Here is a 22,836-nt window from a genome sequence, read left to right on the forward strand (position 1 = left end):
ATCGGGGCGCGGCGCCACCAGCCCCGCCCCACCGTCACCGGGATGGCTCAACGCCCCGTCCGAGGCCACCCCTTCGGCCCAACCCCGGGCGGTGAGGCCGCGAGTCATGTGGCCTTGCGAGGTGACGGCGGCAGGCCGTGGCCATGGATGAGCGTCCCGAGGATGCTGCTATTCTTGCCCAAATCGGACATTGGGGGTTGTGTGGCGGATACAGCAGCGATGGTGCGTCAGTGGCAGGCCCACACCCAGGCCGAGTTCGTGACTCGGGATGTGGATGCCACGATGCGGACCATGAGTGGCAACCCCGCCGTTCTGCATGTGCCCACGGGCATGGGCGGTACGGGCCTCGAGGGTGTCCGCTCCTTCTACCGGACGTGGTTCGTGGGACGCAACGCGGCCGACCTGAACATCGAGTCGGTCAGCCGGACGGTCGGCGACGTAACCGTCGTGGACGAGTTGCTGCTCTCGTTCACACATGACATCGAGGTCCCCTGGATCCTCCCCGGCGTGGCCGCGACGGGGAGGAAGGTCGACATTCCGGTGATCGCTGTCGTGGGATTCGAGGGCACCGCGGTCGCCTACGAGCACGTCTACTGGGATCAAGCCGCCGTGCTCGCCCAGGTCGGCCTACTGGACCGCGCCACCGTGGCGCGGCTGCCCATCGTCACGGCTCCGCGCGCTCTTCTGGACGGATCCCACCCCCTGAACCAACTCGCCCAGGCCGACTGACACCTGCCTGCCGGAGCCTCAGCCGGTGGCCAGCGTGCGGTCCAGGAGGGAGAGCAGCCGGTCCCAGTGGCGCTTCAGCCCGGCGGCGCTGAAGGCATCGGTGTCGGACATGGTGAAGCCGTGGATCGTGTCGGGGTAGATCTCGCAGGTGTGGCCGACACCTGCGGCATCCAGGGCCTGGTTGAGCTCACTGATGATGTCGGGCGACAAGTCGCCCTCGGCGAGGCCGAGATGGACTTCGGCCGTGAGCTCGGGCACGAGGCGGTGCGGGCTGTCGGGCGCGTCGGTGACCACGAAGCCGGGGTGGAATCCGACGACGGCGGCCACCTCGTCGGGGTGGGCCGCGGCGGTGCGCAGCGCCAAGAGGGTGCCGATGCAGTAACCGGTCACGGCGACCGGTCCGGCGCTGACCTCGGGCTGGGTGGTGAGGAAGGTGAGGTAGGCGTCGGCGTCGCGCAGGACACGTTCGGTGGTGATGTCCGCCTCGAGCAGGGGCATCAGCCGGCCGATGACCGCGGGCCGGACCTCTTCTCCGATGTGCTCGGGAAGTTCGATCACCGGTGCCGGGCCGTGCCGGTAGTAGAAGTTGGGGACGAGCACGTAGTAGCCGTGCCCGGCCAGCTCGCGGGCCATCTCCCGCAGTGCGGGGCGTACTCCGAAGGCGTCCGAGTACATCAGCACCCCCGGGTGCCGCCCGCCCCGGTCGGGGAAGGCGGCGAAGGCGTCGGCCTGGCCGTCCGCGGTGGGGATCCGCAACGTCTTGGTGGGCATGAATTCTCCTGTCGTGGTTGAGGTGTGAAACCTGTGATCAACACGACGGAGGCGGAGCCCGCGCGGCAGCGCAAGGTCCTCGATCGAAGAGCGGGCCCGCACCGGCCCGTACGGCGCTCAGAGGGGCACCGGGTCACCAATCCGTGCATGGCGCGATGCCGTCCCGGGATTCATGGCCACAACGTAGTCCACGGAACGGAGCCGACGCCAGCGCCCGGTTCCACAGGCCGGTTCGCGAGAATGACCTCGGCCATCAGCGGGCCTGGTCAGGTCTCGGGACCTCGGCGGCGGTGGCCGCACGGGCGCGCGGGCCCAGCTCCGCCACCAGGCCGGACAGGGTCTCGGGCCCTCCGCGATTGCTCAGTACGACATCGTGTCCAGCGGCAAGGAGCCCAGTCGAGCCTGGGCCCAGCCGAGCCTGGGTCCAGCTGGGTCACCCTCGCCCCGGGCGGCCGGTCCGCCCGGGGCGAATACTGGAGAAATGGAGCAGAACGTTGAGCTGGCAGACTTCCTCCGCACCCGCCGGGCCCGGCTGAGGCCTGAGGAGGCGGGCCTGGCCCGGGGCGTCGGCCCCCGCCGGGTGCCGGGGCTCCGTCGCGAGGAGGTGGCGCACCTGGCCGGTGTGAGTACGGACTACTACACCCGCCTCGAACAGGGCCGTCACCCCAACGTCTCCGAGGCCGTCCTGGACTCCGTGGCCCGGGCCCTGCGCCTGGACGACGACGAACGCGGCCACCTCTTCGACCTCGCCCGGCCCCGCACCTCCCGCACCCGGCGCCGCCGCCCGGAACGCCTGCACCGCGTGCGGCCCGAGGTCCATCAGATGCTGGACGTCCTGGGCGCCGTCACCCCGGCCTTCGTCGCCAACCACCGCCAGGACGTGCTCGCCGCCAACCCGCTGGCCCGTGCCCTGATCACCGACTGGGACGCCCTTCCCTACCGGGAGCGCAACTTCGCCCGCTACGCCCTTCTCGACCCCGCCGCCCGCGAGCTGTACACGAACTGGGACGAGGTCGCGGAGATCGTCGTGGCCAATCTGCGCCTGGAGGCCGGACGCCACCCCGACGACGCCCTGCTCAACGAACTCATCGGCGAGGCCATCGTGAAGGTGCCGGAGTTCAGCGCCTGGTGGGACAGCCACCGCGTGGCCCAGTGCGCCCACGACACGCAGCACCTCCACCACCCCGTGGTCGGCGAGCTCACCCTGCGCCACGAGACCCTGGCATTGCCGGCCGACCCGGACCAGGCGGTGTGCGTGTACACCGCCGAACCCGGTTCCGCCTCCGCCGAGGCCCTCGCCCTCCTCGCCAGCTGGAGCGCCCCCGACGCCCAGCGGGACGACCCTCGCACCTCACCCGCTGCGCGACGCGACAGCACGACCCGCCCGGATTGACATGCAGCCGCCTGACCTGCCCCGCCTTACCTGCACCGCATGATGTACGCCGCGGTGAGCACGCGGTGGCTCATCCGCCGGCAGCTTGCGGCGGACCACTCCGTGAAATGACACCCATGAGCCACGCCACCACCCCCGCCGACGGCCCCCGCGGCTCGGGCGGGCACCTGCGTCTCGTCTGGCCCCAGTGGCAGGGCGCCGGCGCGGCCGTCGTCGGAGAGCTCGCTCCCGAGTTCCCGCTCGACGTCGCCCGCCGTGGTTACACGGTCGGCACCGCGGTCCTCGAACCGGTGCTACAAGGGCTACCACGCGATGGCCGGCGCCGCGCTGACCGGCCACGGCGACCTCGTGGGTATCCAGTCCCTCGCCCCCGACGACCTGCGGGCCTCGAGCCGGCCCGTCCTGGACTGGCTCGCGGCCACCGGCTGCTCCCGTGTCGCCGTCCACTTCGACGTCGACACCGTCGACAGCAACGAGATCGGGCTCGGCTTGGTGCCCGGCGGGCTCACCAGCAGCCAAGTGCGGCGCCTCGTGGCCGACGTCGACCAGGCCGCCGAGGTTGTCGGCCTCACGACCGCCGAGTTCATCCCCCGGCAGGACATGCACCTGAAGCGACCCGCTTCGACAAGCGTGCCTAAGACTGACCGGCAAGTGGATCATTTGAGCCGTCGGGTGGCGGGGCGGCCGTCCCAGCGGTAGCGGTTGGTTGCTCGCCGGATCAACAACGTTGATGCAAGTGGGCATCGCGGCCCACGCCTTGACTACTCGTCGGATCGGGCGGTCCGAACAGCCAGGGCTTGAGATCCGCTCGTAGCCGGAGCCGTGGACCAGGGCGAGCACGACGTGCTCGAAGACGATGCGGTCCGCGGGGCCGGTGTCGGGCACCGGGAGGACGATGACCTCGCCGAAGGGTGCGCCCTGGTAGCCGCGGTCGATGCTGTGTACCGCAGCGCCGCGGGGTGGCCTCGATGATCTGTACCGTGACGACTTCGGGGCGGTCGGGCACGGTCAGCAGCCATGGCACGGGGAGGCTGCGGCCGGGGCCGGAACGTCCAGGAAGGTCTGCGAGCAGTGCGCCGGGAGTCTGCAGCCTCCCGGCGGAGCGCGGGGGTCAGCTCAGGCGGGCGTCGGCGTAGGCGGCCATCGCATCGCGCTGGTACTCGGCCAGGCCGTCGGCGACCTGGCCGTAGACCGCTCGCCACTGCGGGTCGGTGACATAGGTCTGGCCCAGTGCCTTGAACGCGGCCGCGTTCGGGGTCCACATCCGGCACAGGCCCTGGTACTGCGTGTCCACCTCGGCCTGCACGGCCGGGTCGCCCACTGGCGTGCCGGCCGCCATGAGTGCGGCCAGGCGCACCAGCAGCGCGGTCGCCTCCCGCTGCAGGCGTTCCTGGTCCTGCGCGGTGAGCGTGTCGGCGAACTGCTGGGACTGCTGCGCCTCCTGCGGCCACCGCTCGCTCGCCTGGTCGTGGTAGCGCGCGGCGTCGAACCCCTCGAACAGGTTCTCCGGGTGCTGCATCGTCGACATGCCGTCGTCCTTCCTGTCCTGCAACGTGGCGATGGTGCGGCTGACGGTGCGGGCCAGCGTGTCCAGGCGGTCCCGCTCGGCCACAAGCCGCAGGTGGTGCGCCCGAAGTGCGTCCACCTGGTCGACCTCCTCGGCCAGCACCGCCGCGATCTCGACCAGCCCCAGGCCCAGCTCCCGCATCACGAGGATCCGCTGCAGCCGCAGCAACTCGCTCTCCCCGTAGTAGCGGTAGCCGTTGGTCCCGACCGATGCCGGGGGCAGCAGGCCCACCTCGTCGTAATGGCGAAGTGTCCGCGACGTCACGCCCGACATCCGGGCCACCTCCGCGATCGACCAGGTCATCACCGTCTCCCATCCCGACCGGACTGTCCGGCCACACACGACCGTAGAAGTTGACCCAACGGCAAGGTCAACCTCCCGAACCACACGCGGGGACACCAAGCCGATGCAACCCTCCGTAGCAACGATCAGAACGCAACCACACCCCGTTGCAGGAAACCCACCGCAGTACGTGCTCCCAGGCAGCGCCAACTGCCGGTCGGTCTAAATCAGTGGAGCCGCACTCCTGTGTGCGGTTACGGTGCTCCCGCCCACCGTCACTCCGTCAAGGACACGCCGTTGTACACCAAGTGAGACCCCCAAGCGCTGATCCATCGTGCGTCGCACCTGTGCGCCGTGCGCCTTTTCGCTGCGGTCTTCTCACTGGAAGCGGTGTAACTCTGTGTCCAAGAACTGGGTGGTCGTGCCCACCTGCCTGCCGATCGTTCTCCGCCGTTGCCACAGGTGTGCCTTCGGGCGCTTCCTGGCGAACGGCACATTCCACGTCCATGCGAACCACGAGCTCGGCAACGCCTGTCTCCCCGCGCTGTCGCGTTCCGTACACCCCGAACTCCTGAACCCGCTGCACGACAACGGCCCCGGTCCGGTAGCCGGACTGCTCCCGGGCCCGGCCGTACGGCGCCGCGTGGTGGGTGTCTCGGGTCGAACCGATCGGCCGGCCTGGCAGTCGCCGTACGGCCCGCCGCCGCACCGCGCACACCGTGGCCGGTGGGCGCCTGTGCCGGGGGTGGCCAGCTCACAGTCCGCTGTGCGGCGTGGCTACCTGTGCGGCCGGTGCGAGTGATCGCCGAAGGCTTCGGCCGGCAGGCGCCCGCGCCCGCCTTTCGTCAGCTCCGGTCGGAGGCGTCAGAGGACGTCGTAGGTCAGGTGTGTCACGGTCGATGTCGAGGTCACGCTCCGCTGTACGAGTGTGCGCGGCGCGCCGCCGGTGAACAGTGGCGTCCCGGCGCCCAGGACGACGGGCGCGAGGTGCAGTGACAGCTCGTCGACCAGCCCGGCGGCGAGCGCCGCGCCGATCGTGGCGCCGCCGCCCATGAGGATGGCGTCGAGGTCCTTGCCACTCGTGGACGACGCCGCCTCGGCGCGTTCGCGCGCGGCGGTGACGGCGTCGGGCAGGCCGGTGGTGACGAACGTCCAGTCGAGGTCGGTGAGCCGCACCGACTCCGGCGGTGAGCTCGTCACGACGATGAACGCGGGCTTGCCGACCTCGCCGGCGCCGTAGCCGGTCGTGTCGTCCCAGCCGTTCGGCCCGTCGACGATGTCGAAGAGCCGGCGGCCGAGGACGACGGCGCCCGAGCGGGCGGTGGCCTCGCGCAGGATTCGGCGGTCGTCGGGGTCCTCGGAGAACGCCCAGGTGTGCAGGGCCTCGCCACCGGTGCCCAGACCGTTGTCCGGGCCGGGGTCGGGTCCGGTGACGAAGCCGTCGAGGGAGACCGAGATGTCTGCGATGATTCGAGTCATGTCAGGGCAGACTCGGTGGGCTGCCTGAACTCATCGCTCACGTGTGGAGCCTCCTCTCTCGGGCTGCGCTTGCGGGCTGCTCAGTCTCGATCGGCGGCGGAGCGAGCGTCGGCCGACGGCCACGGGGCCGGGTGCCGAAGTCGGGCATGCTCGGCTCGGCCACTTTCGGCGCCACTGACGATCACTCTGCGATCCTGGCGACCGCAACCGCATCGTCGCTCGGGAGACGCCCGCACATGAATACGCCACTATCGCCACCATCGCCGCTCGGAGCGGAGCGGACTGACGGTTCAGCCGTCCAGATCGGCGCCCTCGTTCCGCTGACTCGGCCTGGCTGGGTCGAGGCAGGCCAACACCTGCTCGCTGGACTTGAGTTGGCCGTTCACGAAGTCAATGACGGCGGCGGGATCGCAGGAAGACCGCTCGAGCTGGTGGTCCGGGACACCGCGGCTGATCCACAGCGGGCCGCGGCGGCCGTCGACGAATTGGCTCGTCTGGGCGTGGCCGCCTTGGCGGGGGAGTATCACAGCGTCGTCGCCCGCGCCGCTGCCGCCAGGGCCGACGCCCTCGGACTGCCGTTCCTCTGCTCGTCGGCGGTTCTCGACGCGCTCACCGAACGGCCGACGCAATGGGTCGCGCGCCTCGCCCCGGCGCAGTCCCACGGCTGGCGGATGTACGCGGACTTCCTCCTCGGCGCGGGTCACAGCCGCATCGCCATAGCGGCCCAGCCGAGTGTCTACTGGGCCTCCGGGACCCGCATTCTGCGGGACTACCTCGCGCCACGTGGCGGCACGGTCGTCGAACTCGACATAAGCTCGCTCACCCCCACGGCGGTGTGCGACGAACTCGTCGACCATCGCGCGACGGCCCTCCTGCTCCTGGTCGGCCACCCGGAACCGGCCGTGTCGATCGTCAAGGCCGTCCGCCGCGACGAGCGCCTCGCCGAGATGATGATGGGCGCTCCCGCCGGGCAACCGGAGTTCGCCGAGTGGGCGACGTTGCTGGGTGACGACGGCGCCGGGATCCCGTTCTTGCGGTATCTGCCCGAGCGCCTCGGCCCCCTCGGTGCACGAGTCGAGACGGCCCTCCGCGACCGGTCGGCCGAAGCGCCCTCCTTCGTCGCCTTCGAGGGCTACGACACGATCGCCGTCCTCGCCGAGGTGCTGCGCTCGCACGGCGTGGACCGGGCGCGCTTTGCCGAAGCCTGGCCGCGCGTCGCAGTCGAGGGCACCCGCGGGCAGATCCAGTTCTCCCGCACGCCGGGCATCAGCGTGTGGCAATGGGCTTGGACGCCCGTCCAGGTCGTTGACCGGGATCCGGCGGACCCCACGCGCTTTCGGGTCCTCCACGCCGGCTGAGCGAGCACGGAACAGGCTGGAGCGGCCCCGGTGATTTCGCAGCTGGTGGCGGTGCGCCATCGCCGTCCCGGCACCGCGACCACCGCCCACGGCACCCCCCGCGTCGCCCAAGTCGCCCCCGGCATCGCCCCGGAGGAGACCGCCCGCCGTCAGTCCTCGCGGAGGGCGGCGCGGCGCGGGGTCCCGGCGCGGGGTCCCGGCGAGGGTGCTCCTGGACAGCGGCAATGGCCATGGGGTACGGGTGGCCCATGCCTCCCACGTTGAGTTCAGCGAAAACACGCGTCGCGCTCCGCCAATCGGCCCGTATCTCCCTTGATGTGCTTCTGGTCCTCGTCATGACCACGGTGGTCCTGTGGGTCCTGGGCCAGATGTGGTCGGTGGTCTGGCCACTAGTAGTCGGCCTACTTCTTACGACACTGACCTGGCCGCTGGCGCGCTTTCTGCGTGGGCACGGGTGGCCGCCGGCTCTGGCCGCCTCGGTCGTGACCGTGCTGTTTCTTCTGGTCGCCACGGGCATCGTGGCGCTGATCGCGGTGCCGGTGGCGTCCCAGTCCGGCGAGTTGACCGACCGGGTGACCGCAGGCATCGAACAGGTGCGTGAATGGGCCTCCGGGCCACCGTTGAACATCAGCGATGCCCAGATCACCAAGGCCACGGACACCGCGGCCGACCGGCTGCAGAGCAGCGCCGGCAGCTTGGTCACCACCGTCGTCACGGGGGTGAGCACCGTGATCGATGGCCTGGTCACCACCGTCCTCGCGCTCTTCTTGATGTTCTTCTTCCTCAAGGACGGCCCGCGGTTCCTGCCGTGGCTCACCCGTCAGCTCCCCGGTCGGCTCGCCACCGACATCCCCGTGGTGGCCGAGCGGGGTTGGGCCACTCTGGGCGCCTTCGTGCGGTCGCAGGCGCTGGTCGGCCTGCTCGACGCCGTCTTCATCGGACTCGGCCTGTGGGCATTGGGAGTACCGCTGGTGCTGCCGCTGGCGGTCCTGACCTTCATCTGTGCGTTCGTACCCATCGTGGGGGCCTTGTTCGCGGGTGCGGTCGCGGTGCTCATCGCGTTGGTGTCCAACGGCACGACGGACGCGCTGATCGCGCTGGCGATCATCGTCGTGGTGCAGCAGCTGGAGGGCAATGTGTTCCAGCCGATGATCCAGAGCCGTGGGCTGGGTCTGCACGCGGCGGTCATCCTGCTGGCGGTGACGTTGGGCGGCAGCCTGGCAGGGATCGTGGGCAGTCTGCTCGCCGTCCCGGTCGCCGCGCTGATCGCGGTGGTCTGGAACTACCTGCGCGAACAGCTCAGCGACCCGCGGGAGGAGCTGGAGGGCAACGAGCAGCCTGTCGTGTCGTAAACCCTCGGTGTCGGCGCCGACACCCAGTCGGCGCCGACACCGAAAACGCGTCGGGCGCGGTCCGCAGGGCGGCGGCGCATGCGGTCCGCCGGGCCGTGCGCATGCGCGCCAGCCGCCCGGCCGTGCTGCCGGGCATGCGGTCGGGCGGGCGGGGTACTCGGCAGACACACGTCGGATGAGGAGTACTTCGCATGATTTTCGGCATTGTTGGCATCTGCGTCCTCCTGGCCGTGCTGGCCTTCCTGGTCCCGCGCCTGTCCCGGCACCCCGAACGGGGCACCCAGCGCACCCTGGGCGCCGGATCACGCGCCGGTGGCAAGGCCCCCGGCATCCTGGGGCGGATCCTCAGCAAGCCCTTCCGCAGCAGTTCCAAGGCGGTCGGCCGCAGCGGCTCCGCCGGCCGGCGGGCCCGGGGCCGCATGCCGTTCTGACAGGAGTCCGGGGTCCCGACGGCTCAGTGACCGCGGAACGCCTCCTCCAGCCACCAGGCCCCGTGATCGCCGATCACCTTGGCATCGATGAGCAGTGGCGCGGATCGTGGTCCGGCAACCCAGTCCTCGACGGCCTTCAGGTCCGCGGGCGTGCGTACGGTCACCGCTTCGAAGCCGTAGCCTCGCGCCACGGCGGCGATGTCCGTCGGCGGGAACTCGACCGTGTCGAGCGGGTATCCACCGGGCTTGAAGTGGTGCACCTCCGCTCCGTAGGCGTCGTCGTTGTAGACGACGACCACCATCGGCAGTCCGAGGCGGCGCACCGTGTCGAGTTCGGCGGCGCCCATCAGCGCACCGCCGTCGCCGAGCGCGGCCACGGGCAGCCGGTCCGGCCGGGCCAGCGCCGCCCCGATGGCCGTGGCGAGGCCCAGGCCGATCGACTGGAACGCCTGGGTGAAACAGAGGCTGTTGTGGTCCGGCACGGACAGGTACATGGTCGGGTAGCCCATGAAGTTTCCGGAGTCCACGCCCATCACCCGCTCGGCCGGGAGGATGTCGTCGAGCGCGATGCTCAGCGTCCTCGGGTCGATGCGTTCCCGGCCGCTCTCGTCCTCGTACGGCACATCCCGCCACCGCACCCGTGCGGCGATGGCCGCCCCGATGTCAGCGGTGCGGTAGCCCTGCCGTTGCCGTCCGGGCCTGTTGAGCACCTGCCGGGCCGTGAGTTCCACATCGCCGGTGACACCGAGGTGCACCTCCCGGTGCGCACCGAGCGCCGAGGCGTCGTCGTCGACCTGTACGACGGTCGTGTCCGGGCCGATCAGCCGACCGTGGCGCATCGTCCACATATTCAGCGCGCAGCCCCAGCCCACGATGAGGTCCGCCCCCTGGATCAGCTCTGCCGTCAGGGGGGACGAGAAGCCGCCGGACACGTCGAGCGACCACGGGTCGTCGTGGAACAGCCCGCGGGCGACGGCCGACGTGGCCAGCAGCGCGCCGTGGCGGTCGGCGAGCGCCGCCAGGGCATCTCGGGCGCCGATCGCACGCGAACCCCGGCCGGCCACGAAGACCGGACGCCGGGCCCGCTCGAGCACCTGCGCCAACGCCGCCACGTCGTCCTCCACCGGCTCGACACCGGTCCGTTCGGGCGGCGGCGCGGCCACGGTCGGCGCCTCGTCGGGCACGTCCAGCGTCTGCACATCCAACGGAAGGTTGAGCAGCACGGTGCGCCGTTCGTGCAGGGCCCGCCGCACCGCGGCGCATGCCTGCTCCACCGCGTCCTCCGCAGATGTCACACGCGCGGTGACCGCGCCCACCGCGTGCGCCAGCGCCGCTTGGTCGACGGAGAAGTTGGACGTCGGCTCGGTGGCTTCGGCCGCCAGTACGAGGAGCGGCGTACGGCTCTTGGCCGCCTCGCCGATACCGGTGATGGCGTTCGTCAGACCGCACCCCTGATGCACGCTCAGCGCGGCCACCGTGCCGCTCATCCGCGCGTAGGCATCGGCCATGGTGGCCGCGCCACCTTCATGGCGTGCGGCGACGAACCGGGAACCCGCCGCCACCATGGCATTGGTCAGGTGGAAGTTTCCCGAGCCGACCACGCCGAATACATGGTCGACACCTGCCGCGGACAACGCCCGGCCAACGGCTTCCGCGACCTTCATGAGCGCTCCACCAGCGCGAGCACCCGCGCCGGAGCCCCGGACCCGGTGACGATGGGCAACGGCCCCGCGATGATGACGGCGCCGGTCGGTGGCAGCGCCGAGAGATTCCGCAACTGCGTCAGCCCGTACTTGTCACTGCCCATGAGATAGGAGTGACACGGGAAGGCCGGGTCGAACGACGGCGCCTGTCCGGCGTCGGTGCCCACCGTTTCGACCCCGAGCCCGATCACCGGCGACTCCTCCGCCACCCACCGGGCGCATTCCGGTGACAGACCAGGCGTGTGCGGGCCGCTCGCGTCGGCGTTGAGGAACGGCTCCTGCGCATGCGAACGGGCGTCCCACCCGGTCCGCACCAGCAGCCAGCCACCTTCGGGCAGCGGCCCGTTCTCGGCCTCCCATGCCTTCACATGCGCCACCTCGACGAGGAAGTCGGGGTCCGCCTCCGCCTCGGCGGAGAAGTCCAGCACGGCCGCAGGTGCGATCAGCCGCCCCGCCGGCACCGACGCCACGTCGGTGAGGTCCTTCCCGGTGACCCAGTGGTTCGGCGCGTCGAAGTGGGTGCCCGTGTGCTCGCCACTGCGGAAGTTGTTCCAGTACCAGGCCGGTCCCCGGTCGTCGTACCTGCTGATCTCCTCCAGCTCGAACACCGCGGTCTGGCCGAACTCGGGGGGCAGCTGGATCACCGGCGTGGAGGACGACAGGGGCGAGGTGAGGTCGACGACCTCGATCGCCCCACTTCGCAACCCGGCGGTCAGGGTGGCGAGGACGGATTGGGGGGACATGACGGCCTCCTGCACATGAGGGCTGATCGTGTGCCGTACATCAATGCGTCACTGCAGGTCGTAGGGGCCTGGCGGGGTCCGCAGGTGTGCAGGGACTCTACCCGAGTGATCATCACTGGGGTATCAGGCGACGCGGAAGGGTGACGACAGCTCGTATCGGCGGCGTGTCTTGCGTTTGCTGGTGTGCCGTCGTGTCAGCCGGAAACGAAGGTGGCCGCCCCGGACTTCCGGGGCGGCCTGGGCCGGGGGGAGCCGGGCTCCCGGGGTGGCCCCGCGGGTTCGTGATGGTGCGGGTCTACTTCTGGCTCATGGCCGTCCGGGCGGACGCGGAGGTGGAGGCGGCCGGTGACTGGGCGCCGCCCGCTCCGCCGAGCCACTTCAGGCCGTCGAGGAGGAAGCGGTTCTGTGTCTCGCTCGCGAAGGTGGACGACAGGGCGGTGTTGGTGTCGTAGTCCATCGCGTTGTGGCCGAAGTTCGCGTACAGCATCTTGTAGTTGCTGTTCGTCCACAGGATCGGGTAGTAGCCGCTGTACCAGGTCTGGTTGGGGTCGGTGCCGAGCGGGAAGCTGCTCGGGTCGACGGAGGCCAGGATCTTGATGGCAGGGTTCTGCCGCAGGTCGTTGGACCAGCTGTACCACTCGCTGACCGACGAGGTGAAGGTGGCGGGCAGGGCCTTGGTGGACGGGTGGGTGCGGTCCTCGACCTTCAGGGTGGCCGTGGTCGGTCCCCAGGTGTTGGACTTGAAGTTGCCGGTGCCGAGGAACTCGTTGTGATACCAGGGCCAGCTCTGCGCCTCGGTGGTGAAGGCCGCCACGTGGAAGCCCATCCAGGCGCCACCGCCGCGCATGTAGCGCTCGAAACCGGCACGTTGGGCGGAGGTCTGCGGCAGGTCGTCGAGGAAGAGCACGACCTTGTACTCGTCGACCCCGCCGTCGGCGAGCAGGTTCCAGTTGTTGCTCGCCGTGTAGGTGAAGCCGTTCTGCGCGGCCTGCTGGGGGAACCACTCGTTCGCTTCGTGGACGAAGTTGATGTGGGCGGCGTCCCACGTTCCGTTGTACAGGGCCAGGACCTTGAACGGGGCGGCCGCGCTGCGCGCCGTCGCGTGGACGGGGGCGACCGCCAGGCCCAGCAGCGTGGCCAACAGCACCAGCAGCCGTAGGGCCACGGATGCCGTCCTGGGCGATCCGATGTCTCTGCTCTTCTGCATGTGCGCTCCTCGCTGACGGATGTTGCCGCTGTCACGGGTGGGGGATCTGGACACCGACGGCCAACGCCGACACAGCTGCGGAGCGGGTTTGTCCACCATCGCAGAGGCACGGCTTTTCGCAGACGGGCGATGGGTGAAGCTAAAGGTCTGAACCAGACACGTCAAGAGATGAAGCAAGAAGAGCGCCCACGGCGAGGTTCGCCTGAAGAAGTCGAACGCGGCCTATGTCGCGCCGTGGGCCTTCTGCCGCCGCCCGGCCGGGGTCCGCTCAGCGCTCCAGGATGCGGTCGACGTCGGCCATCTGCCCGGCGGTGAGCGGCCCCTTCGCGATGGCACCCGCGTTCTCCTCGGCCTGGGCGACCGTACGGAAGCCGGGGATCGGGATCGTCCGCGGGCTGCGGGCCCAGATCCAGGCGAGGGCGCCCTGGGCGAGGGTGCGGCCGTCGCTGGTGAGGATGGACCGCAGGGCGTCGACGCGCTGGAGCCAGGCCGGGTCCGCGCCCGTGTTCGCGAGGAAGCCCGGCAGCCAGGCGGGGGGCGCGTTGCGGATGTCCGCGTGGTCCAGGGCGCGGCCGGTGGTGTGTTTGCCGGTGAGCAGTCCCATGGCGAGGGGGCTGCGGTTGACGCTGGCGAGGTCCGACTCGGCGCAGAGGGCGAGGATTTCGGGCGCGTCCTGGAGGATGTTCAGGCGGTGCTGGACGGCCGCGCAGTGCGGGCCCTGGGCGAAGACGGCGGCGCGGGCGGGGTCATCGGTGCTCCAGGCGTACGCGCGGATCAGACCCTCGGCCACCAACTCCTCGCAGGTGTCGCGCAGTTCGGCGGCGCGCTCGGGGTCGGCGTCGGAGATGTGGAGCTGGTACAGATCGACGTGGTCCGTGTTCAGGCGCCGCAGGGAGGCGGTCAGGGCGCGGCGCAGGTGTTCCGGCGAGTCGTCCTGCCCGTCGCAGACGCGGGTCCGCTCGTCGAAGAGATTGCCCCATTTCGTCGCGATGACGACGTCGGAGCGGTGCTTGCCGAGGGCACGGCCGAGCAGGCGTTCGCTGTGGCCGGTGCCGTACGCATCGGCGGTGTCGAAGAAGGTGACGCCGAGGTCGAGTGCCCGCTGAATCGCCCGCACGGACTCCTCGTCGTCGACCTTGCCCCAGCCCAGGGGCTGTCCGTCGGCGGTCTGCCACTCACCGCCGATGGCCCAGCAGCCGAAGCCGAGAGCGCTCACTTCGATGCCGCTGCGGCCCAGTGTTCTGTTGTGCTCCGTGGTCTCCATGCCCGGGGACAGTAGGAGTTGGAGCGCACACGAAGGCAAGCCCTTACGGCATTGCCTTCGTGTGCACGAGATTGCCTTCGGGTGCGCCCGTGCCTCAGATGACTCCCTGGGCCATCATCGCGTCCGCGACGTGGCGGAAGCCCGCGGTGTTGGCGCCGAGCACATAGTCCTCGGCGTCACCCCCGTAGATCTCGGCGGAGGCGCGGCACTGGGCGTGGACCTGCCGCATGATGCCGGCGAGCTGGTCCTCGGTGCGCTCGAAGGTCCAGCGGTCGCGGGAGGCGTTCTGCTGCATCTCCAGCGCGGAGGTGGCGACCCCGCCCGCGTTGGCCGCCTTGCCCGGGCCGAAGAGGACCCCCGCGCCGCGGAACACCTCGACCGCCTCGGGTGTGCACGGCATGTTCGCGCCCTCGGCCACGGCCAGCACACCGTTCTTCACCAGCGCGCCGGCGTCCTGCTGGTGCAGCTCGTTCTGGGTCGCGCACGGCAGGGCGATCTCGCACGGCACGTCGAACACCGATCCCCGGTCGGAGAAGACGGCGCCCGGCTTGGCCTCGGCGTAGGCGGAGAGCCGCTCCCGGCGCACCTCCTTGATCTCCTTGAGCAGGGCCAGGTCGATCCCGTTCTCGTCGACCAGGTAGCCGGAGGAGTCGGAGCAGGCCACCACGAGGCCGCCCAGGGCGTGGACCTTCTCGATGGCGTACAGGGCGACGTTTCCGGACCCGGAGACCACGACCCGGCGTCCGTCGAAGCCCTGACCGCGGGTGGCGAGCATCTCCTGGGCGAAGAAGACCGTGCCGTAACCGGTGGCCTCGGTACGGGCGTGTGAACCGCCCCAGCCGACCGGCTTGCCGGTGAGCACACCGGCCTCGAAGCGGTTGGTGATCCGCTTGTACTGGCCGAAGAGATAGCCGATCTCACGGCCGCCCACGCCGATGTCTCCGGCCGGCACATCGGTGTGCTCGCCCAGATGCCGGTACAGCTCGGTCATGAAGGACTGGCAGAACCGCATCACCTCGGCCTCCGAGCGGCCCTTGGGATCGAAGTCCGACCCGCCCTTGCCGCCGCCGATCGACAATCCGGTCAGCGCGTTCTTGAAGATCTGCTCGAAGCCGAGGAACTTCACGATGCCGAGGTTGACGCTGGGGTGGAAGCGCAGGCCGCCCTTGTACGGCCCCAGGGCGCTGTTGAACTCCACCCGGAACCCCCGGTTGACCCGCACCGTTCCCTGGTCGTCCACCCATGGGACCCGGAACATCAGCTGTCGCTCGGGTTCGCAGAGCCGCTCCACGATCCGGGCGTCCGCGTACTCCGGATGTGCCTTGAGCACGGGGCCTATGGCGTGCAGGACTTCGTGGGCCGCCTGGTGGAACTCCGCTTCCCCGGGGTTCCGGCGGCGGAGGGTGTCGTAGACGGCTTCGATCTGGGCACTGACGTCCATGTGGTGTCTCTCTGTTCAGGTGTGGGCGAGCCGGGTGTGGATCCGTGGGTCGTGCGGGTGCCGCGCCCAGATTAGGGGCTGGGGGCGGACCAGCCGATCGGGGCGCCGCGCAGGGCGGCCACGAGGCGGGTGGCCGCCTCGTCCTCGGTACGTCCGATCTTGATGAGGCCGAGGATGTCCCGCGGATCGAACAGCGCGCTCCACACCTACAGGGTCTCGTCCCCGAGATCCCCTAGACCGGGTTCCCGGTGGTCTGCCGAGAGAGTGTCGCGGAGGTCAGAACGCGTAGCGACTCACCTTCTCCGGGTGGATGACGACACGGACCCAGTCCTCGGCCAGGATCCCGGCGAGGTCGTCGGCGCGGGCCGGGTCGTCGAGGTCCCAGTAGCGCGCCGCCAGACGGGCGGCCAGGTCGTGTGCTCCGTCGGGTTCCACCGTGGTGCGGCCGGCCACCGACAGCCAGCGCTCGCGTTCGCCCACCGGGGCGGCGACGACGATCGAGGCGCGGGGGTCGCGGCGCAGGCGCCGCACCTTGAGCGTGTCCGGGCCCGTGAAGAGCTGGACCGTGCCCTCGGCGGTGGCCTCGAACCACACCGGCCGGGGCTGTGGCGGAAGCGGGCCCCCGGCCACGGACAGGAACCCGTACAGGGGGCGCCGGAGGAACTCGAGGTCCTGGGCGGTCAGCGAAGTGGCGTCGGTGCTCATCACGGCCCTTCCGATGAGTGAGGGAATGGTTTCGAGGTCGTTGAACGAGGCGTCGGCTCGTTCTGATCGGGTGGTCAGGGCGATGGCCCGGCAGCCCGGCCGCCGCTAGGCGGTCATCGCCCCCAGGCTCCCGCCGCCGCGGCCCGTACGACGTAGTCCTCAAAGGTCCGGGGCGCCCGTCCCAGGACGGTGGCGAGGTCGTCCGTCGTCCCGGCGAGCAGCCCGCGTTCCATCAGTACGAACATCTCGGCGACGTGGTGGGCGTCCTCCTCGCCCACGCCCTCCTCGACCAGAGCCGCGGTGTACTGGGCGGGGGAGACCTGCCGGTAGGCGATGGGCCGCCCGGACGTCCGGGAGATCAGCTCGACGGCCTCGCCGAAGGTGAGCGCGCGCGGCCCGGTCAGCTCGTAGATCCGTCCGGTGTGCCGGTCGGGCTCGGTCAACACCGCGGCCGCGGCGTCGGCGACGTCCTCCGCGTCGATGAACGGCTCGGGGACCGTGCCGGCCGGGAGCGCCAGCTCCCCGGCGACCAGCGCGGCGTGGAAGACGTCCTCGTCGAAGTTCTGGGCGAAGTTCGACGGCCGTAGAACGGTCCACTCCAGCGCCGAGCCACGTACGGCATCCTCGGCCGAGCGCATGTCGAGGCCGAACGAGGAGTCGCCCCAGGTGTCGGACCCGCGCCCGGAGAGCAGGACCAGCCGCCGCACCCCGGCGGCCTCGGCCCGGGCCACGAACTCGTGCACCGGGCCCGGTACGCGCGGGGCCACCACATAGGCGACGTCGACACCCCGCAGGGCCGCGTCCCAGCCGCCGGGGTCGGACCAGTCGAACCGTGTCCGGCTCGATCGGGAGGCGGCCCGCACCGGTGTTCCGCGCAGCCGCAACCGGGCGAGGATCCGCCGGCCCGTCTTGCCGGTCGCGCCCAGGACGAGAGTGGTGTCGTTGCTCATAAGGCCGATTGAACACGGCCGACTCGGACGAACCCATGGGCAAAAAGCCGGATCACCTGTGTATGCGTCTAAAATCGCTGAGGTGGACGCCTTCAGTGACCTGATCCGCGGGGTGCGAGCCCACGGCTCGTTGTTCGGCAGCTCGACCCTGTCGCCGCCCTGGGCACTGCACTTCGTGGACGGCGCGCCACTGACCCTGTGCAGCGTCCTCACCGGGGCGGGCTGGATCGTGTCGGAGCACGGTCCGCCCGAGCCGCTGCGCGCCCGCGAGACGATCGTCGTGCGCGGCCCCGCCACGTTCACCTTCGTCGACGAGGTCGGCACCCGGGCCGAACCGATCGCGTGCGGCGAGCACTGCGCGACGCCCGAGCAGGGCGGGACCCGGCACCGGCGTGGCTGGAACGACTCCGGCGGGGGCGCCGGCGGGAACTTCGACGACGGCCGTGGTGCCACGACCCTGATCGTCGGCGCCTATCCCGTGCGCGGCGAGATCAGCCGCCGACTGCTGGACGCGCTGCCCGTCGTGCTGCGCGTGGACGCCGGGGGCACGGCCGACCCCGTGCTGGACCACCTCGCCGCCGAGGTCGCCGTCGACACACCGGGCCAGCAGGTCGTGCTCGACCGGCTGCTGGACTGGATGCTGGTCTGCACGCTGCGCGAGTGGTTCGACCGGCCCGGCGGCGAGCCCCCGGCCTGGTGGGCCGCCCAACGGGACCCGGTGGTCGGCGACGCGCTGCGCCTGCTGCACGCCGAACCGGCGGCACCCTGGACGGTCGCCGCGCTGGCCGAGCGGACCGGAGTGTCGCGTTCGACGCTGGCCAAGCGGTTCGCCGATCTGGTCGGCGAGCCCCCGCTGACCTACCTCACCCGCTGGCGCATGACGCTCGCGGCAGACCTCCTGGTCGAGCGGAAGGCCGCGACCATCGCGGACATCGCCCGCACGGTGGGCTACTCCGACCCGTTCGGATTCAGCGCGGCGTTCAAACGGGTCCGAGGCGCCAACCCCAGCGAATTCCGGCGCACCGCGACGACGTCATAGCGCCGCGACCATGTCATAGCGCCGCGACGACGTCCCAGCGCCGCGACGATGTCATAGCGCCGCGACGATGTCATAGCGCCGCGACGATGTCATAGCGCCGCGACGATGTCATAGCGCCGCGACGATGTCATAGCGCCGCGACGTCCAGCACCAGCTTGCCCGTGGTCGTCCCCGCCTCGATCCGGCGGTGCGCTTCGGCAGCCCGTTCCAGCGGCAGAGCCTCGACCTGCACCCGCAGCTCTCCCTCGGCCGCGGCCGCCACCGCACGGCGCAGCGCCCGGCCCGCCTCGTCGGGGTGGGCGGCGGCGAAGGCGGCCAGATTGAAGCCGGAGACGGTCTTGTTGCTGAACCACAGTTCGTTGGCCGGGACGCCGACGTCCTCGGCGCCCGAGGCATTGCCCATGACCACCAGGCGTCCCATGGAGGCCAGCCGGTCCAGGCTCGCCCGGCGGGTGGGGCCGCCGACCATGTCGACGACGATGTCGAACTGACCGGCGTCGGCGAGCCGGTCGCGGAGGATCACCTCGTCGTAGCCGAAGCCCTTCGCGGTGTCGATCTTGGCGGCGCTCCCGACCGTACCCACCACGCGACCCGCGCCCAACAGACGGGCCGCCTGGCCGAGTTGGCTGCCCACGCCGCCGGCGGCGGCGTGCACCAGGACGCTCTCGCCCGGAGCGATGCGGGCCACCCGGTCGAGCACCAGGAAGGCGGTGGTGCTGTTGGACGGCAGAGCCGCGGCCGTGCCCATGCCGATGTCCAGGCCGTCCAGCGGGGCGACCAGGTCGGCCGAGGTGACCGCCACCTCGGCGTAGCCGCCGGAATCGACGATCGTCAGGGCGGCCACCGGCCGGCCGGGCCACAGATTCTCGACGCCCTCGCCGACGGCACGGACGTATCCGGCAACCTCGATGCCCGGTACGAAGGGCAGCGGCACATCGACCACGCCGCGCCGGTAGAGGACCTCGGCGAAGTTCGCACCCGCGTAGGCCACGTCGATGGCGACCTGGCCCGGCCCCGGGGCGGGGATCGGCACCGTGCCGACGCGGAGCACCCCGGCGTCGCCGAACTCGGGGATGGTCACTGCCTTCATCTGCGTGTCATCGCTGTTCATGGCAGTGATGCTGCCGCTCGGTCAGCGGGTCGGGCAGTGTCCGTTCATCCTGGGTGTGCCACCACCAGGCTGCGCCGCCGCATCAGCTCCTCCAGCCGCTGCTGGGTGTTGGTGCCCGGGCGGGGGTTGTGCAGGATCAGATGGTGCCCGGGGTGCTCGGGCAGCGGCAGCAGCGTGGCGTCGAAGACCAGGGTCCCGGCCGTGTCGTGGTCGACGGCCTTCACCGCACTGGTGTGCTCGGCCACGTCGTGGCGCGCCCACAGCTCCGCGAACTCCGGGCTGACCGCGGCCAGGTCGCCGGCGATGCGGTCGAACTCCGGATCGTCCGGGTAGTGTGCCGCATCGGCCCGGAAGCCGGCGGCCACCTGGGGCGCGGTCTCGGCCCAGTGCCGGTGCAGCGCCCGGTAACGGGTGTTGGTGAAGAACGAGACCAGGCAGTTGTGGTCGGTCTCGCCGTAGCCGAACACCTCCCGGGCCATGTCGTTGACCGCGGTGAAGTTCCAGTGGCGGTCGCGTACGTAGCCGGGCCGCGGCAGCCAGGAGTCGAGCAGCCGTCGCAGCTCCGGCGAGGTGGGCACGGCGGGCGCGGGCACGTCGCGCGGCGGGTTGAGCCCGGCCAGCCGGTACAGATGCGCGCGTTCGGCCGCGTTCAGCAGCAGCGCGCGGGCGATGGCGTCGATGACCTCCTCGGACACCGTGATGTCGCGCCCCTGCTCCAGCCACGTGTACCACGACACCCCGACCCCGGAGAGCACCGCGACCTCCTCGCGCCGCAGCCCCGGGGTGCGCCGCCGGCCGCCGTCCGGCATGCCGACGTCGGCCGGCGAGACCCGCGCCCTGCGGCTGCGCAGGAACTCCCGCAGCTCGGCGCGGCGGCGGTCACGGGACAAGGAGGTGCGAGCACTGGCCATGAGACAAACCCTAAGGCCGCTTCTCCGCTTCTCCGCCGGATGAGAACGGTTTACGGGTGACCGTCGTCGCCGACCGCACCTCGCCGGACACCGTGTCCGCGGTGGCGGGGGCGCTGTGGGAGTGGTCGCCGGCGGCGTGCGGCCGTGCCCCAACTGGAGCCGGTACGGGTGGGGTCGCGGCTCGCACACCACGGAAACGTCCGGCTGGAGGCCGAGACCGGCACCCGCCTGGTGCGCGACTACGGGCACGGCGGCTCGGGTTTCACCCCGTCCTGGGGCTGCGCACAGGAAGCGGCGCGACCGGTCGCCGAGGTGGTGGGCGCGGGCCCAGCGGTGTGCCCGTGGGGGAGCGGGCCGCCGGGTGTGCATCCCGGCGGCCCGCTCCCCCCCACCCGCTCCAGGCGTCAGGAGCAGGTCTTGCGCAGTTCGCGCTTGAGGACCTTGCCGGTGGGGCCGAGGGGCAGGGCGGTCATGAAGACCACCTTGCGCGGGTACTTGTGCCCGCCGAGCCGTTCCCGGGACCAGACGATGACCTCCTGGGCGGACGGGACGCGCAGGTCGGCCCGGAGCACCACGGCGGCGCACACCTCCTCGCCCCTGACGTCGTCGGGCACTCCGACGACCGACACCTCGGCGATGGCCGGGTGCCGGGCCAGGACCTCCTCGACCTCGCGCGGGTAGACGTTGAAGCCGCCGCGGATGATGAGGTCCTTGCCGCGGTCGACGATGACGAGGAAGCCGTCCTCGTCGACCATCCCGAGGTCGCCGCTGCGCAGCCATCCGTCGACCAGCGCGGCCCGCGTGGCCTCCGGGTCGTCGAGGTAGCCGTGGAACACGTTGTGCCCGCGGATGACGACCTCGCCCACCTCGCCGTCGGGCAGTGGCACGATCCGGTCCGTGGCGCGGGTGTCGGCGACGGCGATCTCCACGCCCCACACCGCGTGCCCGACCGTGCCGGGCCGCCGCCCGCGGCCGTGTTCGTTGAACGTCGCCGCGGGCGAGGTCTCGGTGAGTCCGTAGCCCTCCAGGATCACCGTGTCGTACGCGGCCTCGAAGCGCTCCAGCAGCGCCACGGGCAGGGCCGCGCCGCCCGAGACGGCGACCCGCAAATGCGCGGGCCGGCGGGGGTCCGTGGCGGCCGCCTCGGTGAGCGCGTGGTACATCGTGGGCACGCCCATGAACACCGTGACGTTCTGGCCGACCATCAGGTCCAGCGCACCGGCCCCGGTGAACCGCGGCGTGAGCACGAGCGCCGCGCCGACCCGCATCGTGGCGTTGAGCGCACCGGTCTGACCGTAGCTGTGGAACAGCGGCAGACAGCCCAGGACCACGTCGTCCGGCACCATGCCGATCAGGTCGTACGCCAGCACGGTCGCGTTCATCACCAGGTTGAGGTGGGTGAGCTGGGCGCCCTTGGGCCGGCCGGTGGTGCCGCTGGTGTACAGGACCGCGGCGATGTCGTCGGCCCGGGTCGGTTCGATGGTCTCGAGCCGGCCCTGCCCGGTGACGACGTCCAGCACCTTGATGCCCGCCTCGGCGGCCGCCGGTTCTGCCACGGCCAGCAGCGGGCCGCCCGCGATGACGGCGACGGCGCCGCTGTGCCGCAGGATGTACACCACCTCCTCGCAGACGAGCAGAGCGTGCACCGGCACCACGGTGGCGCCGAGCGCGAGGACGGCGTAGTAGGCGCGGGGGAAGTCGATGCCGTTGGGCAGCATCAGCGCCACCCGGTCGCCGCGACCCACCCCGCAGGCGCGCAGCTCCGCCGCGAAGGCCGTGACGTCGTCCCACAGTTCGCTGTAGGTGAGCCGGATGTCGCCCTCGACGATCGCGAGGCGGTGCGGATGGCGGCGGGCGGAATCGCCGAGGATGGCGGCGACACTCAGCATGGCGTCTCCCCTGAGGGCCGAGCGGTGGATGCCGTGGATTACGACGGGCCCAGAATCAGACATCGCCGCTGGTCCCAACCATGTGCGGGTGCCCACCCTTGGCCGCCGCGACATGGGCACGGGCCCTTGCGCGGCGCTCCTCGGCCAGGGCCACGGGGGAGCCGGGCCCCGGCCTGCGGCCCCACACCGACATCAGGGTCGGGGCGATCACATCGTGGCCGGGGTCAGCTGGCGCCTGAACGCCGTCTCGCCGTAGCGCAGGCAACCCAGCACCAGCCGGGTGTGCACGATGTCGAACGGAGCCTCGTTGAACAGCGGTTCGGCGTCGGGGGAGCTGCGCACGAAGCGGATGCCCGGCCGGCCGCGCACGGCCGCGCCGGAGAGCCGGACATCGGTGACCACGACCTCACCGGCCGGGCCCACCGTATCGGCCGCCCACCGCGCCAGGCCGGAACCCGCGGCCCCCAGTAGCAGCACACGGGAGCCGCGCCGGACGCCGAGGCGCGCCAGC

At 71.2% G+C, this 22,836-nt stretch carries 21 protein-coding genes and 3 pseudogenes; 7 read left to right on the forward strand and 17 right to left on the reverse strand.

All coding sequences use genetic code 11. From position 1 onward, the window contains the following. The first annotated feature begins 291 nt into the window (after window positions 1-291). A complete protein-coding gene (locus J8403_RS35095) occupies window positions 292-729 on the forward strand; it encodes an ester cyclase (protein WP_246586139.1) in 438 nt (145 codons plus the stop codon). Between the two features lie 18 nt (window positions 730-747). Here the strand turns inward: J8403_RS35095 and J8403_RS35100 are convergent, their stop codons facing one another. After that, window positions 748-1,500, reverse strand: coding sequence for a dienelactone hydrolase family protein (locus J8403_RS35100; protein ID WP_211126657.1), 753 nt, complete (start codon window positions 1,498-1,500; stop codon window positions 748-750). A 280-nt stretch (window positions 1,501-1,780) separates the two neighbouring features. Next, window positions 1,781-1,912, reverse strand: a pseudogene (locus tag J8403_RS44010) (Rossmann-fold NAD(P)-binding domain-containing protein); the annotation flags it as partial. Window positions 1,913-1,981: 69 nt separating this feature from the next. Here J8403_RS44010 and J8403_RS35105 point away from each other — a divergent pair. Then, window positions 1,982-2,893 (forward strand): helix-turn-helix transcriptional regulator, encoded by a 912-nt coding sequence (locus J8403_RS35105; RefSeq protein ID WP_211126658.1) that lies wholly within the window; start codon window positions 1,982-1,984, stop codon window positions 2,891-2,893. A 312-nt stretch (window positions 2,894-3,205) separates the two neighbouring features. Then, a complete protein-coding gene (locus tag J8403_RS35110; protein ID WP_211128731.1) occupies window positions 3,206-3,592 on the forward strand; it encodes an arginase family protein in 387 nt (128 codons plus the stop codon). Window positions 3,593-3,640: 48 nt separating this feature from the next. On the opposite strand, the pseudogene J8403_RS35115 reads toward J8403_RS35110, so the two are convergent. From J8403_RS35115 to J8403_RS35125, 3 genes and pseudogenes are all read right to left on the reverse strand, one after another. Then, a pseudogene (locus tag J8403_RS35115) lies at window positions 3,641-3,757 on the reverse strand (IS5/IS1182 family transposase); the annotation flags it as partial. 247 nt (window positions 3,758-4,004) lie between these two features. Then, the gene (locus tag J8403_RS35120) at window positions 4,005-4,763 is read right to left on the reverse strand and encodes a MerR family transcriptional regulator (protein ID WP_211126659.1); all 759 of its coding nucleotides are present in this window, start codon (window positions 4,761-4,763) and stop codon (window positions 4,005-4,007) included. 843 nt (window positions 4,764-5,606) lie between these two features. Then, a complete protein-coding gene (locus J8403_RS35125; protein WP_211126660.1) occupies window positions 5,607-6,221 on the reverse strand; it encodes a dihydrofolate reductase family protein in 615 nt (204 codons plus the stop codon). Window positions 6,222-6,457: 236 nt separating this feature from the next. Here J8403_RS35125 and J8403_RS35130 point away from each other — a divergent pair, with 236 nt between their 5' ends. The 3 genes from J8403_RS35130 (at window position 6,458) to J8403_RS35140 (ending at window position 9,362) form a co-directional block, all read left to right on the forward strand. Beyond that, on the forward strand, window positions 6,458-7,579 hold the full coding sequence (locus J8403_RS35130; RefSeq protein WP_211128591.1) for an ABC transporter substrate-binding protein: 1,122 nt from the start codon (window positions 6,458-6,460) through the stop codon (window positions 7,577-7,579). Window positions 7,580-7,827: 248 nt separating this feature from the next. After that, window positions 7,828-8,931, forward strand: a complete 1,104-nt coding sequence (locus J8403_RS35135) for an AI-2E family transporter (RefSeq protein WP_211126661.1) — start codon at window positions 7,828-7,830, stop codon at window positions 8,929-8,931. A gap of 191 nt (window positions 8,932-9,122) precedes the next feature. Next, on the forward strand, window positions 9,123-9,362 hold the full coding sequence (locus J8403_RS35140; protein ID WP_014059174.1) for a DUF6411 family protein: 240 nt from the start codon (window positions 9,123-9,125) through the stop codon (window positions 9,360-9,362). A gap of 23 nt (window positions 9,363-9,385) precedes the next feature. Here the strand turns inward: J8403_RS35140 and J8403_RS35145 are convergent, their stop codons facing one another. The 8 genes and pseudogenes from J8403_RS35145 to J8403_RS35180 form a co-directional block, all read right to left on the reverse strand. Next, window positions 9,386-11,026, reverse strand: coding sequence for a thiamine pyrophosphate-binding protein (locus tag J8403_RS35145; protein ID WP_211126662.1), 1,641 nt, complete (start codon window positions 11,024-11,026; stop codon window positions 9,386-9,388). Then, window positions 11,023-11,808 (reverse strand): cyclase family protein, encoded by a 786-nt coding sequence (locus tag J8403_RS35150; protein ID WP_211126663.1) that lies wholly within the window; start codon window positions 11,806-11,808, stop codon window positions 11,023-11,025. The genes J8403_RS35145 and J8403_RS35150 overlap by 4 nt, the downstream gene beginning before the upstream one ends. Window positions 11,809-12,130: 322 nt before the next feature. Continuing rightward, a pseudogene (locus tag J8403_RS35155) lies at window positions 12,131-13,015 on the reverse strand (ThuA domain-containing protein); the annotation flags it as partial. Between the two features lie 268 nt (window positions 13,016-13,283). Then, window positions 13,284-14,279, reverse strand: a complete 996-nt coding sequence (locus J8403_RS35160) for an aldo/keto reductase (protein WP_211126665.1) — start codon at window positions 14,277-14,279, stop codon at window positions 13,284-13,286. Window positions 14,280-14,373: 94 nt separating this feature from the next. Next, a complete protein-coding gene (gene gdhA / locus J8403_RS35165) occupies window positions 14,374-15,720 on the reverse strand; it encodes an NADP-specific glutamate dehydrogenase (protein WP_211126666.1) in 1,347 nt (448 codons plus the stop codon). Window positions 15,721-15,791: 71 nt separating this feature from the next. Continuing rightward, window positions 15,792-15,926, reverse strand: a complete 135-nt coding sequence (locus J8403_RS44465; protein ID WP_281427960.1) for a hypothetical protein — start codon at window positions 15,924-15,926, stop codon at window positions 15,792-15,794. Between the two features lie 70 nt (window positions 15,927-15,996). Beyond that, window positions 15,997-16,425 (reverse strand): pyridoxamine 5'-phosphate oxidase family protein, encoded by a 429-nt coding sequence (locus J8403_RS35175; protein WP_211126667.1) that lies wholly within the window; start codon window positions 16,423-16,425, stop codon window positions 15,997-15,999. Window positions 16,426-16,538: 113 nt separating this feature from the next. Then, a complete protein-coding gene (locus tag J8403_RS35180; protein ID WP_211126668.1) occupies window positions 16,539-17,375 on the reverse strand; it encodes an NAD(P)H-binding protein in 837 nt (278 codons plus the stop codon). An 82-nt stretch (window positions 17,376-17,457) separates the two neighbouring features. Here J8403_RS35180 and J8403_RS35185 point away from each other — a divergent pair, with 82 nt between their 5' ends. Next, window positions 17,458-18,414, forward strand: coding sequence for an AraC family transcriptional regulator (locus J8403_RS35185; RefSeq protein ID WP_211126669.1), 957 nt, complete (start codon window positions 17,458-17,460; stop codon window positions 18,412-18,414). 127 nt (window positions 18,415-18,541) lie between these two features. On the opposite strand, the gene J8403_RS35190 is transcribed toward J8403_RS35185, so the two are convergent. The 4 genes from J8403_RS35190 to J8403_RS35205 form a co-directional block, all read right to left on the reverse strand. After that, on the reverse strand, window positions 18,542-19,525 hold the full coding sequence (locus J8403_RS35190) for a quinone oxidoreductase family protein (RefSeq protein ID WP_211126670.1): 984 nt from the start codon (window positions 19,523-19,525) through the stop codon (window positions 18,542-18,544). Between the two features lie 44 nt (window positions 19,526-19,569). After that, window positions 19,570-20,436 (reverse strand): helix-turn-helix transcriptional regulator, encoded by an 867-nt coding sequence (locus tag J8403_RS35195; RefSeq protein ID WP_211126671.1) that lies wholly within the window; start codon window positions 20,434-20,436, stop codon window positions 19,570-19,572. A gap of 404 nt (window positions 20,437-20,840) precedes the next feature. Further along, window positions 20,841-22,325, reverse strand: a complete 1,485-nt coding sequence (locus tag J8403_RS35200) for a long-chain-fatty-acid--CoA ligase (protein ID WP_211126672.1) — start codon at window positions 22,323-22,325, stop codon at window positions 20,841-20,843. 207 nt (window positions 22,326-22,532) lie between these two features. Beyond that, entirely contained in the window at window positions 22,533-22,802 is a 270-nt protein-coding gene (locus J8403_RS35205; RefSeq protein ID WP_211126673.1) for a hypothetical protein, read from the reverse strand. Window positions 22,803-22,836: the final 34 nt, after the last annotated feature.

This window comes from Streptomyces yatensis, assembly GCF_018069625.1.
GTDB classification, from domain to species: Bacteria; Actinomycetota; Actinomycetes; order Streptomycetales; family Streptomycetaceae; genus Streptomyces; species Streptomyces yatensis.

Excerpts from the sequence above, each read along its gene's own strand:
- J8403_RS35095 (WP_246586139.1), top strand. The coding sequence starts at position 292 with ATGAGTGGCAACCCCGCCGTTCTGCATGTGCCCACGGGCATGGGCGGT.
- J8403_RS35100 (WP_211126657.1), bottom strand. The coding sequence starts at position 1,500 with ATGCCCACCAAGACGTTGCGGATCCCCACCGCGGACGGCCAGGCCGAC.
- J8403_RS35105 (WP_211126658.1), top strand. The coding sequence starts at position 1,982 with ATGGAGCAGAACGTTGAGCTGGCAGACTTCCTCCGCACCCGCCGGGCC.
- J8403_RS35110 (WP_211128731.1), top strand. The coding sequence starts at position 3,206 with ATGGCCGGCGCCGCGCTGACCGGCCACGGCGACCTCGTGGGTATCCAG.
- J8403_RS35120 (WP_211126659.1), bottom strand. The coding sequence starts at position 4,763 with ATGACCTGGTCGATCGCGGAGGTGGCCCGGATGTCGGGCGTGACGTCG.
- J8403_RS35125 (WP_211126660.1), bottom strand. The coding sequence starts at position 6,221 with ATGACTCGAATCATCGCAGACATCTCGGTCTCCCTCGACGGCTTCGTC.
- J8403_RS35130 (WP_211128591.1), top strand. The coding sequence starts at position 6,458 with ATGAATACGCCACTATCGCCACCATCGCCGCTCGGAGCGGAGCGGACT.
- J8403_RS35135 (WP_211126661.1), top strand. The coding sequence starts at position 7,828 with ATGCCTCCCACGTTGAGTTCAGCGAAAACACGCGTCGCGCTCCGCCAA.
- J8403_RS35140 (WP_014059174.1), top strand. The coding sequence starts at position 9,123 with ATGATTTTCGGCATTGTTGGCATCTGCGTCCTCCTGGCCGTGCTGGCC.
- J8403_RS35145 (WP_211126662.1), bottom strand. The coding sequence starts at position 11,026 with ATGAAGGTCGCGGAAGCCGTTGGCCGGGCGTTGTCCGCGGCAGGTGTC.
- J8403_RS35150 (WP_211126663.1), bottom strand. The coding sequence starts at position 11,808 with ATGTCCCCCCAATCCGTCCTCGCCACCCTGACCGCCGGGTTGCGAAGT.
- J8403_RS35160 (WP_211126665.1), bottom strand. The coding sequence starts at position 14,279 with ATGGAGACCACGGAGCACAACAGAACACTGGGCCGCAGCGGCATCGAA.
- gdhA (WP_211126666.1), bottom strand. The coding sequence starts at position 15,720 with ATGGACGTCAGTGCCCAGATCGAAGCCGTCTACGACACCCTCCGCCGC.
- J8403_RS35175 (WP_211126667.1), bottom strand. The coding sequence starts at position 16,425 with ATGAGCACCGACGCCACTTCGCTGACCGCCCAGGACCTCGAGTTCCTC.
- J8403_RS35180 (WP_211126668.1), bottom strand. The coding sequence starts at position 17,375 with ATGAGCAACGACACCACTCTCGTCCTGGGCGCGACCGGCAAGACGGGC.
- J8403_RS35190 (WP_211126670.1), bottom strand. The coding sequence starts at position 19,525 with ATGAACAGCGATGACACGCAGATGAAGGCAGTGACCATCCCCGAGTTC.
- J8403_RS35195 (WP_211126671.1), bottom strand. The coding sequence starts at position 20,436 with ATGGCCAGTGCTCGCACCTCCTTGTCCCGTGACCGCCGCCGCGCCGAG.
- J8403_RS35200 (WP_211126672.1), bottom strand. The coding sequence starts at position 22,325 with ATGCTGAGTGTCGCCGCCATCCTCGGCGATTCCGCCCGCCGCCATCCG.